General features: G+C 33.9%; 10 protein-coding genes. 5 read left to right on the top strand and 5 right to left on the bottom strand.

Annotation, left to right across the window (positions count from 1 at the left end):
- Genes ACE1OF_RS02145 through ACE1OF_RS02125 form a run of 5 tightly spaced genes read left to right on the top strand, consistent with a single transcriptional unit; the run spans window position 1 to window position 4384 of the window.
- The gene (locus ACE1OF_RS02145; protein ID WP_448892380.1) at window positions 1–903 is read left to right on the top strand and encodes an ATP-grasp domain-containing protein; all 903 of its coding nucleotides are present in this window, start codon (window positions 1–3) and stop codon (window positions 901–903) included.
- Window positions 897–1520, top strand: a complete 624-nt coding sequence (locus ACE1OF_RS02140) for an HAD family hydrolase (protein ID WP_448892379.1) — start codon at window positions 897–899, stop codon at window positions 1518–1520. The genes ACE1OF_RS02145 and ACE1OF_RS02140 overlap by 7 nt, the downstream gene beginning before the upstream one ends.
- Window positions 1517–2551: a pseudaminic acid synthase gene (gene pseI / locus ACE1OF_RS02135; protein ID WP_448892378.1), complete on the top strand. Its 1035-nt coding sequence runs from the start codon at window positions 1517–1519 to the stop codon at window positions 2549–2551. The genes ACE1OF_RS02140 and pseI overlap by 4 nt, the downstream gene beginning before the upstream one ends.
- The gene (locus tag ACE1OF_RS02130) at window positions 2544–3215 is read left to right on the top strand and encodes a PIG-L deacetylase family protein (RefSeq protein ID WP_448892376.1); all 672 of its coding nucleotides are present in this window, start codon (window positions 2544–2546) and stop codon (window positions 3213–3215) included. The genes pseI and ACE1OF_RS02130 overlap by 8 nt, the downstream gene beginning before the upstream one ends.
- 14 nt (window positions 3216–3229) lie before the next feature.
- Complete coding sequence (locus ACE1OF_RS02125) at window positions 3230–4384, top strand: class I SAM-dependent methyltransferase (protein WP_448892374.1); 1155 nt, start codon at window positions 3230–3232, stop codon at window positions 4382–4384.
- A gap of 72 nt (window positions 4385–4456) precedes the next feature.
- Here the strand turns inward: ACE1OF_RS02125 and ACE1OF_RS02120 are convergent, their stop codons facing one another.
- The 5 genes from ACE1OF_RS02120 to fliD form a co-directional block, all read right to left on the bottom strand.
- Window positions 4457–5479, bottom strand: a complete 1023-nt coding sequence (locus ACE1OF_RS02120) for a hypothetical protein (RefSeq protein WP_448892372.1) — start codon at window positions 5477–5479, stop codon at window positions 4457–4459.
- An 8-nt stretch (window positions 5480–5487) separates the two neighbouring features.
- The gene (locus ACE1OF_RS02115) at window positions 5488–6390 is read right to left on the bottom strand and encodes a hypothetical protein (RefSeq protein ID WP_448892371.1); all 903 of its coding nucleotides are present in this window, start codon (window positions 6388–6390) and stop codon (window positions 5488–5490) included.
- Window positions 6390–7109 carry a hypothetical protein gene (locus ACE1OF_RS02110; RefSeq protein WP_448892370.1) on the bottom strand — a complete coding sequence of 240 codons (720 nt, stop codon included), beginning with the start codon at window positions 7107–7109 and terminating at the stop codon, window positions 6390–6392. The genes ACE1OF_RS02115 and ACE1OF_RS02110 overlap by 1 nt, the downstream gene beginning before the upstream one ends.
- A gap of 141 nt (window positions 7110–7250) precedes the next feature.
- The gene (locus ACE1OF_RS02105) at window positions 7251–9260 is read right to left on the bottom strand and encodes a motility associated factor glycosyltransferase family protein (RefSeq protein WP_448892368.1); all 2010 of its coding nucleotides are present in this window, start codon (window positions 9258–9260) and stop codon (window positions 7251–7253) included.
- A 375-nt stretch (window positions 9261–9635) separates the two neighbouring features.
- A complete protein-coding gene (fliD, locus tag ACE1OF_RS02100; protein WP_448892367.1) occupies window positions 9636–11720 on the bottom strand; it encodes a flagellar filament capping protein FliD in 2085 nt (694 codons plus the stop codon).
- Window positions 11721–11778 lie beyond the last annotated feature (58 nt).

The following is an 11778-nucleotide window of genomic DNA, read 5'->3' as shown; positions in this document are numbered from 1 at the left end:
ATGAGAATATTAATAAGTGCTGCCGGTTCATCCGCAGCAACCGAAATTATTAAACACATTAGAAGCTTAGGACATTATGTCATTGGCATCGATGCAAATGAACATAGTTATGCGCTCGCCAATAGTGTTTGTGATGAATTTTATTTGTCGCCGCTTTGCAATTCAATTGAATTCATTCCCTTTATTAATAAACTCAATAATAAATTTGATTGCTATATTCCTTTTATAGATGAAGAATTAATATTGTTATGTCAACACGCTGAATTGCTCAACAGTGTCGCTGATAAACTTATATTGAGCCCAAAAGAAGCAATAGTAACTTGTACAAGTAAAGTAAATTTTCAAAACTATTGTCAAAAAAACGGGCTTCCTGTAGCACCGTTAACTCAACATGCCCCCGCAATATTTAAACCTGATTATGGTCGAGGTAGCAAAGGAATTTTTTATATTGAAGATGATGAATTAATACCTTATTTTTCTAGAAAAGAAGGGGTAATACAAAAAGTGATTCAAGGAGTAGAGTATACTGTCGATGTGCTCACTGATAATAAATCACAGTGGTTGTTTGGGGTAGCCAGAAAGCGACTTGAAACCGCAGGAGTATCACGCATAGGAGAAATAGATCAAAATAAAACGGTACTAACGCTGGCTAGAAAATGCTGTGAAGTTTTCAGCTTTACAGGCGCTATTAATATCCAAATAATGTTAGACACAAATAACATACCTCATCTAATAGAGATTAATCCTCGTTTTTCAGGAAGCTTAATATTCTCAACATTAGCAGGTTTTGATATTATTGATTTAACCCTAAAATCATGGGCAAAAGAAACCATAAAGCTGCCACAGCCTGACGCTATAACAAATAAAAAATTCATTCGCTATTGGCAACACTACTCATGTTAGTAGAGCAACTATTTGAACAATTAACTCCATTTAGTGAAGTTATTTTTGATTTAGACAACACCATATACTCACAGCAAGACTTTGATCGTGGTGCTTTTGAAGATATTACCACGGCATTAAAAGAAGAATGCTCATTACCTATCACTGGTTTTGCAGATTATTTATCATATCTAAAAGAAATAAAAGGTAATAAATACAACAAATTATTTAATGATGCTTTAGCAAAATACCAGTTACCAAACACTTTACTCCCTGTTATGTTAGCAAGTTATTCTGCCCATGATGGTCGCTATATAAAACAAGCAGATAGTTTAGTACCTTTGATAAAAAAACACTTAAAAAGTAAAAAAGTATTTGTTGTAACCAATGGACCAGTGCAAGTGCAAACAACTAAACTTAAACGTTTAGGATTACCTGATTGGGTAACTTTTGTGATCTGTTCATCGAAAATACCTGAGCAATTAAAACCTAATCGTTATGCTTTTGATAAAATAACTAAACAACACCCTTGTAGCAAACCTGTTATGGTTGGTGATGATCATACAACTGATGGCCTATTTGCCGACAAGGTTAATATACCTTTTATTCACTTTGATATAAGACACGCTCACAAATGAACTTAAATAACATTAATATTTCATCGAAAACAAAGCCTTTTATCATTGCCGAAATGTCAAATAATCACTTGTGTGACCTTTCAATCGCTAAAAAAATAATTGAAAAAGCAGCAGAATGCGGCGCTGATGCTATAAAAATTCAAACATATACTGCTGACTCACTAACAATTGAGTGTGATAAACCAGAATTTATTATTCAAGACGAGTTATGGAAAGGACAAAGTTATTATCAATTGTATAAAGATATTGCGATGCCCATAGAGTGGACAGGCATGCTATTTGAACATGCTAAAAAACATAACATTATGATATTTAGCTCGCCATTTGATGAAACATCAGTGCAATTATTAGAAACATTTAATTGCCCTCTATATAAAATAGCGTCTTTTGAAATTCAAGATTTTGCTCTATTAAAAGCGGTTGCACAAACGAAAAAACCCGTAATAATGTCAACAGGTATTGCAACATTAGATGAAATAAAGCAAAGTATCGCTTTTTTAAAAGAGCATGGCAGTACTGACATTGCTATTCTTCATTGTGTGAGCGCTTATCCTTCAAGTTTCGAACAAATGAACTTATTAGCTATAAATGAGCTTGCTTCCCTTGGTATACCCTATGGCTTATCCGATCATAGTTTAACCAACATCCCCGCTATTACAGCAGTAGCAATGGGCGCTAGTATCATAGAAAAACACTTCACCTTAGACAGAGCATTAGGTGGGCCTGATGCGGACTTTTCACTCATACCGAAAGAGTTAAGCTCACTCGTAGCCGACACTAAATCAACTTGGTTGGCCTTAGGTAATAAAGATATTTTCAATAATGTTAACAGGCCTGGAAAACATCACGGTAGATCTATTTACGTTACAAAAGCCATGCAGGCTGGTGACATTTTATCTGACAAAAACACCCGCATTATTAGACCCGGTTTTGGTTTGTCACCAAACTATTATAATGAAATTTTAGGTAAAAAAGTGCGTTGCAATATTGAATTTGGTACGGCATTAGCCTGGGAGCATATTGATGAATAAAAATATACTTGTGATTGTCGCACACCCTGATGATGAAGCAATAGGTTGCGGGGGCACCTTGGCAAAACATAAAGCTGACAATGATAAAATTCATATTATTTATATGACTGACGGTGTTTCGGCAAGAAAAAACTCGGAGGACATTGATGCAAACGAGCGAAATAAAATGGCACATGCAGCAGGCAAGTATTTGTCTGCCAAACAATATTTTTTCAACTTTCCTGACAATAGTATGGATAAAATTCCGCTAATTGACATTGTACAAGCCATTGAATCAGTCTTAAGTCAATTATCCCCTGATATTATTTATACTCATCACTATGGCGATTTAAATATAGATCATCAAATTGTTCATCAAGCCGTTATGACTGCGAATAGGCCACAACCTAATCGTCATATTGCGAGTATTTACACATTTGAAGTAAACTCAAGCACTGAATGGGGCATACAAAGTTCAGCAAATTACTTCTTACCTTCCTGTTTTATAGATATTACGGAATACATGGTCGATAAAAATAATTTACTCGATATATATGCTAAAGAAATGAGACCTTATCCTCATTCACGTTCAAAAGAAGCCATAACAGCATTAGCAGCAGTTAGAGGCTCAAGTGTTGGTGTAAATTATGCTGAAGCATTTATGCTTATTCGTGAACTTAATTAATTTAAAGGTTACCTATGAATTGCCCTGTTTGTCATTCAAAAAATACAAAACCATGCTTAACATTAGAAAATAGTCCTATTTACCAGCATCCTGTACCTGATCCGACAATTATCCCACCACCTTATACTGTTGATTTATATTACCAAAGGTGTAGTGATTGTTCGCATGTTTACCAGCTAGGAGACAATCAACGTATATTAGAAAACATCTATTCTCATCATTATTACACACCGCCACCCAGTAATATTGGCACAACCTTTAGAGATGATTTCCTGCATTTTATTAACCAACTAACGCTGACTACTCAAATCACTTCTTCAATATTAGAAGTGGGCTCTTCAAGTGGTGAAATGTTAGCCGCTCTAAAAAATATGTTTTCAGTTAATAATGCCGTCGGGTTTGAACCAAATATTGATGCTGCCAATGAAGCAAGAGATAAAGGCTTAAACATTTATACTGAGTTTTTTACTGTTAATGCGATTGAATCATTCAATAAAACATTCGATCTTATATATTCACGTCATGTAATCGAGCATATATTTGATTTTGAAGATTTTTTTAAGGCAACAAATTTAATCAGCTCTAACAAAACACAACTGATTATTGAAACACCCAGCTTAGATTGGGCCATAGAAAATAATTCAACCATAGCTTTTCATATAGAACACATTCATGTTTTTTCAGAATTCTCTTTAGTAAAATTAGCAAAGCTGTACGGTTGGCATAAAAAAGCAAGCACTGCCACCAGTGCTGGTAATTTAATAACTGCATTTACAAAGTATTCAAATGTCGCAGAACAGCCTTCTTTACCGAATAACATGGCCGATATGCAAAAAAATAACGAAACGATATTTAAATATATTAATACGATAACCAAACAGAAAAAAACTATTTTATGGGGTGCAGGCACTTGTGGTATATCGTTAATATCAAGCGCCAAAATAAAACCAGTAAATATTGTAGACGGTAATGCAGACAAAGCTGGAAAATTTTATTGTGGTTTTGACAAAGCGGTTGAATTTGCACCGACAGTGATAAAAAAATTAGTAAAGAATAATCAGGATAGAGATATGTTAATCATTATTTCATCCTCATTTTATCAAGAAATAAAAGCTAATTTACACGAACTAGGCTGGCGAGGTGAAATATATATTCCTGAAATATTCTAAATAACCAGTATTTTATACAAAAATGGCTAAAAGCAGCACTTCTATTTTGTTGAGTGTAGGTACTTACATGATTCAACTAAAAATCAAACGTGCATTAGCTTCAATATAAATACTATTACTAAAGCCCTCTTTAAAAAAACCGATAGAATTTTCTTTTTCTGTCGGCCTATTTTTATCAAATAAATGATGGCGATTACCTAAGAAATATCGCGTAATTCCAAGTGCTTTCATATATTCAATAGCTTTAAACTGAATTACATGACCCAGAGGCAAATCAAATAAACTTCGCTCATAAACGCCAACACTGTATGAAGCTTGTAAAGGACTGAGATTAAATAGTGCTATGCCAACTAAATAATCATCTTTATCATGCAGCGTAATACAAAATGCTTCACCATCATTCACCATAGCTTGCTGAATTTTCCAAGTAGTTAATGGTCGGGTGTCTTTACCTGAAGTTTTAATATGAAATGCTCTGAATTGATTTAATAAATTATCAGACATGGTTGTATGAAGTTGAGCATTCCACAATTTCTCACCTTTATTAATTAACGAGCGGTAACTTTTTCTGAACATTTTTTTAATCTCGGTAATTTGACCGCTAATATCTGCAATTAAATATTGTTGATAATTAATTTCTTTGATAACAGGTGAAAAGATACGTTGCCATAAAATATCATCAATAGGACTATAAGATAATGCTATATTGTTCTGACTGTTCAAACTAAAAGATTTTAATAATTGAAAACACTGTTGATAGATCTTTTTAATTATTTTCTTACTCGTTCCTTCAACAAATAATGGCGGAATAATATTTTTACAACAACTTTGCAAAGTAACAATATTATCTCTTTGATATAAAGTTAAAGGCCAAATTGCTACAGGTACTTGATTTTCGTAAATCACAAAAGAGTGATTTTCTGCCGTTACAAGGTAAGCGGTATGGTAAGAAATTGTTGAAGTTAAATATTCTGTAGAAGCGTTTTCACTTAAGGAAAGCACTCGTTGCCAATCTGCCATATTATCGTCTAAATATGCCGCTTGTGAAAACACACTTCCAACTAAACTTTTAAATAACGTTGCATTATTCAACATAAGTATCCTTACCAGCCAGCTTGGCAATGACAAGGTAATAACCAAACTTTTTCACAACATTGTTCTTGATAATTATAATAGGTTCGCTGTTTTTCTATAACATTAAACGGTGCTCGCTTATATAACTCTTCTTCTTTATATTTTGATGTTGAAATAATTACGTTAGAAGGTAGCCTTTTTGCCGAATCAGTAATCGTTATTGATAGCTCTGGAAATATCATTTTAATACTAAGTAAGTTTGACTGTATTTTATTTGAAGTATTCTCAACTAATGTTTGAATACCTGTATCAATCACGGGAACTAGCGTTGGCTTTGCTTGTAGTGTAGCTTCTTTAAATGCTGAAATATCAATATGACTTATAAACGAGCCAATGTCTTGCGCCATAATCAACCGTTGCTTGATTAGCTGTTGATAATCATCATCCTGTTGACAAATAACAATAGAACCTACAGAGACAGGTAAAATTTTAGGTAAAGAAATAACACAAAAAGGCGCATCATTTGGAAACAACTCACTCTTGTCATTTGTTAAAATTAACGAATCTACCATATCTTCAATTAATACATTTTGGTAAACCTGCTGATTAATTTGCGTTTTATTACCCCACTGATGATAAATAACTTGCTGAGTAGATTGTTCCAAACTAACGGTTGTTGGCGTGCTTTGGTAGGATATGGCAGAAAGTACACAATGAGAAGAAAATGGTTGAACAAAAGTTAGCTGGGGTCTTGATAATTCCCGAACTGCAGATATAGCCATAATAGCAACTCTCGCTCGTGAAAAGTAAACGACTTTATAAGGCGCATATAAAGCTGAAAAATATTGTTCAATTTCTGTTAATACCGCATTGTTATCTGTAACCGTTGTATTATTAATTTCAGTTTTAGGCCACATCCAAACGTCATTCATTACCACTTCCTAACCAGTATATCTTCACGCGTATTAGAAAAAGGCAACTGTTTATTTTGTGGTACAAGATAGGTTTCATAACCCATTTGACGATAACGCATCAATAACATCATCACTAAAGAATCATCTAAACAGCCTGCTTCAAATTGATTCCAATTAACCTCGGGAAGTTCCTCTCCACCATTCCAATTTTGATGAAATGATTTTCCTTGCTCTGACGACAAAAAACGTTTCTTTTTCGTCGCATTGGGTAGATCTGCCAGTAATAAGGTACCGCCACTTTTTAAAAGTTTGACTAAAGAGTCGACAAACATAATAAAATCATTTTCCAGATACACACAATGAAACACACTGTAAACAATAATCGCATCGGCTTTACTTTGATATGTTTCCACAAAAGACTTATCGGGAAATTTAATATCAACTTTAGTTATATTATCAGCATCGGGCAATAACGATAGCATTTCTAAACTATCAACCAATACCAAGTTATTTTTGTAAGTATGACTATTATTAATGAGCTTTTTTACTGGGTCAGAACAACCGCAACCAATATCAATAATAAGAGTACCTTCTTGAGTCAACGCAGGTAGCTTGGAACAAACATCATCAAAAATATTGAGCTCATCATCACTTTGTTTTAAATAACGACCACATTTTTCTGTTGTTGTTAAACTCTCATCGGTCGCTTTTTCTTTATAATAATCAAAATATTTCATAATTTTTATCATTTCACTTTTGTTAAAAATGTAAGGGATGAATCACACCAAAAAGCTTATAAAAACACTTTAATAATGGCTTATGATGAAGAGTATAAAAATACAATTCATCATAATATGGTTATGTTAACTACTTTTAAATTACGCCTTTGAAGGTTTGTTATAAGAAGAAACCAACTCTTGATATAAAGCATTAATGTGTCTGCGAAGCTCTTTCAAACTAAAGGTTATAAAGTCTTTTTGCTCTGTGGGATCATCATAATAATAACAATTAGTCATAATGTACGCTTGAAAATACCTGAAGGTACCTTGCATCAACCAATAACTAACTTTATATTCATCACGCGCTTTAAGAGTCATTAATAATTTATTTTGTAAATGGAAAGCTTCTGATAAATCATTTCTGTTCTCAATTTTTCCATTAACAAATTTCATCAACTGTTCAAGTATCACCTTCACTTCTTTAAATGACGTTGATATAGCGCGATCTAATTTTTTAACTGTAAATTGTTTATTATCAAAAGAAGAGTTTAAAAGTGGTTCTAATGCCAACGCTTTATTTTCAAAGTCAGAAAACTCATTAAGCTCAGATAAAGGCTGAGGCGCGCATCCTTTAATTTTTGCTCCGTCAGAACAGTTATACACAGTTATGTCAGTATTACTTTGTAACAGCATCTCAATATTAGCACGAGACATATCTAAAATGTCGGTGGTATAAACAGATTCACAAAAATTACCTTCAACTTGCATATTTTCATTCGCAATCACAGACTCATTAAAGTTATCAAATGCTTCATCATAATAAATACTGTCTTTTGAATGATGATGTTCACTGCTTTTGTAGCCTAAATCAACGCCAACAAGATAAACATTTTTAAACCCAAGAGATGAAACAACCGCTAACGCGGTATTACTCACGGTTGGATTACTGTAATCAGGTGCTGCATACATATTTAACTTATCATATTGCTGAATAAGTTTACCACCAGCATCATTTAGCTTGGTTAAAAGTAAGGGATTTTTAAAGCGATTTAATAATTCAGTGTAAACGGTATTAAGCGCAATAATCTGAATATCTTTCAACTTTATATCTGAGTTTTCTTGCTGCTTTTCAATAACATCTATATAAGGTAATAATGCAGCAGTACGCTCCATTTCAATATGAATATCAGGCTTAATATTATTTTTTAGTAATGCTTTTAACCCTGTACCACAACTAACAATAATAATGTTATCTGCGTTTTTTTGTAAAAAATCAACAGACTCATCAAACGATGGTCCATTGGCAACAATAAAAACAGGCCTTGTGGCTATTTCATTATTATTTAAGTCTTGTTTTTTACAAATTTTATAACCTGCTTGAATATTAGTGAGCGTATGAGAAATGCTAATAATTTCATCTTCCATAAACCCCCAACCCGCTCCCCAACGATGGCCTATTTTACGAATAAGTTTTACCGTGTCAGCAGTTGTGTCACTTAAATAGTGGCGAAAAAAGAACATTCTACTTAAGTTAAAATGCCCTTGTTGATGAAGCATATTAGAAATAGCATTAACGATACCAGCAGGTGAACCTCCAACTCGAACGGTAAACGTGCCACCAAGAGAAATACACTTTTCAATAATAGGTCTTAGTTCAATACAATGTAGCATGGCATAAAAAACATCTTTAGAAGGCTCACAAAGGAAGAAATTAATGACATTTTTTTGACTAAATAGCGCTTCTATTTGAAACCCTAAACCTGAACCAATCATACAAATACAGTCTATTTTATCTTCATCTATTGGTCTTTTTAATGTTTCTTTTACGTCACTTTGCCGTTTATGTAATATTTTCTTTAAAACATGACCATGTTCAAACAATATATCCTTATCTTCTTGATGATCTAAAGTATAAGTCATCATAGCGGGGTCTTTTATAAATAAATCAACTTGTTGTTTTGCAAATTCCTTAGCATCATCGTAAACAAATGAGTCATTATTAAATAAATTAATCTGTCCATTTTCATCAATAGCGACACCTGCATTTTTTGGCTGATAACCCTTAAATTCTTTATATATTTCAGGTATATACACTTTTAACGCATCAAGATTAGCAACTAACGTTGCTTCCATTAGCATTTTTTGAATGGTAATTAATTGGTCTTCCATTAACATCTCCAATTTATAAGTTTCAAGCATTACTAGTTATTATTTTTAATGACTCAATAATTGGGAGAATAGATCGCCACAATAAAATAAAATCAAGTTATTGCTGAGAGTTAGAATTTATATGACAGTTTTACATAGTTCTAAATAATATACCAAGCAATAACAACGCCAAGTATAATACAGTTTTATTCTATTTACTCGCTACACAGGGCTACACTACTGAACTTAATAAGGGTTTTATTCATGAGGAAGAACATATTAATAAAAATAGAGGGACTATTTCTATGGAATTAAGAATAAACAGGGGCGAGTGCAATTCTTCTTAAATAAAGCTGTACTCGCCCCTGCAACATATTTTTTTAATCGCTTATTAAATTAACTATCTTTTTTCACTACACCGGGCATATTCTCTAACTGAGATAACAAATATGAACTGGTTGAGTTCATTTGAGAGACCATAAGATCCATCGCATTGTATTGTGAAAGTAACCTAGCTTCTAGCGATGCCATTTTTAATTGAAAACTTTCAAGATCGCTCGTTAAGTTGTCTATTTGGTTATTTTTACCTGTAATTCGTTGATCAATTGCACCACCAGAATCAGTATAAAAACCGACAAAAGTATCCATGTCATTAACAAAACCATTATCACCATCGGCACCTAGGAAAAAAGTTTGCACTCTATCGGGTGATTCTTCCAATAAATCATTTAAGGTTTCTTTTTCAAAAGACAACTTTCCGTCACGTTCGGTACGAATACCTAACTGAGATAGCGTTAACGTTGTATCATTACCTGAGTCAAATGCTTTGTTAAATTGGCTACGTATTTTAGTCATAACACCACGAAGCATAGAGTCACCAGCTAAAACCCCTGCATTTTCAAATTCTCCATTCTCATTTAACCCCGACTTGCCGAGCTGTGCACTTAAATCAACCAACGCATTAAAACTTTCAATAAAAGTATTAATGCCTGCGGCTATATTACTGTTATCTTCTTTAATCGCTATATTACTAATGTCATCGTCAACATCATGTACTTTGTTTGCTGTAATAGTGATACCGTCGATAACAGAGTCAAACGTATTAGAACTACTGGTAACAGAGATTGTGCCATCAATTGTAATTTTAGCATCGGTAGCTTTGTCAATTTCTGACATGTTTTCAATATTAGTGGTGGCGGTTTGATTAACAGAGTTAAACTGTGAGATACCCGTCATATCATTATCATTACCATCATCATCTAGTGCGGTTACCGTAATGGCATGAGCATCACCTGACTGCCTACTACTGAATACCAAGTGGTCGCCTGAAGCATCATTGACGATGCTAGCTTTAATAGAAGTGTTTTCACTGTTCTCATTAATCGCTGACATAATATCTTTTAACGTATCATACGTACCAATTGCTACATCAAAGCTATTCCCATCAGAACTAAATGATAATGTGCCTGAGCCAACGGTGTCGGTTGAAGTAAAACCATTAACAGAGGTTAACTTATTATTAGCTGCAGCGGTCAAACGAGACAAGCCCGAATTATCATCGTTAGTTACACTCGGGGTGTCCATATTGGCAGAGGCAAACTGAGAAATTCCTGCTGCATCGGCATTATTACCATCGTCATCAGCCGCAGTAACCGTAACAGCATTGGCACTGCCTGGCTCAATAGAGTTAAAAACTAAATGCTGCCCTGTAGCATCAGTAACTACTCTGGCAACAACAGAGGTATTATCTTCACTTTCATTAATAGCCGTTACTATATCTGACAAAGTATCTGTAGCACCTATAGCAATGTCAAAGTTATTGCCATCAGACCCAAAAGATAACGTACCTGAGCCAAACGTGTCTGATGAAGCAAAACCTGCGGTTGACTTTAATTGATTACTCTCTTCTGAAGCGGTAATAGTAATAGCGTTATCTAGGCCTGTATTTTTACTATTTAAAACTAAGTGTTGACCTGAGCTATCGGTAATAATAGTGGCACTAACGGAAGAGTTTTCTGCGCTGTCGTTTATCGCATCACGAATATCACTTAACGTTGCAGTATCAGACACTAATACATCAAACGAATTATCACCAGAGGTTATAGAAAGCGTACCTTCTCCTACCGCTTCATCGCCATCAATAGCAGAAGACATTAATTTATGCTGGGTCGCTAGCGCTTCAACTTGAACCGAATATTGACCAACTTCAGCATCTTTATCTGAACTAAGGCTAACAAAATCATCCCTACCACTTGCAGTACGATTTTGATATTTATCAATATCACCAAGACTTTCAAATGAAGTAGTAACTGCTTCTAATGCTGATTTTAATGCACCAACAGCTGAAATATCTGTAGTATACGCGCCTTGTAAACTAGCTATTCGAGATTCATAAGGTACTTTTTCAGAATTAACAATGGCATCAACTATTGTAGACACTTCGAGGCCAGAGCCTATCCCTGTAAATGAAATACCTGCCATGTTAACCTCTCTTTTAATTTATAACATTAATAAAGTACTGGATTTAATAGTTAAACTT

This window comes from Colwellia sp. E150_009 (genome assembly GCF_053543955.1).
This window is presented reverse-complemented; position numbering and strand designations above follow the sequence as displayed.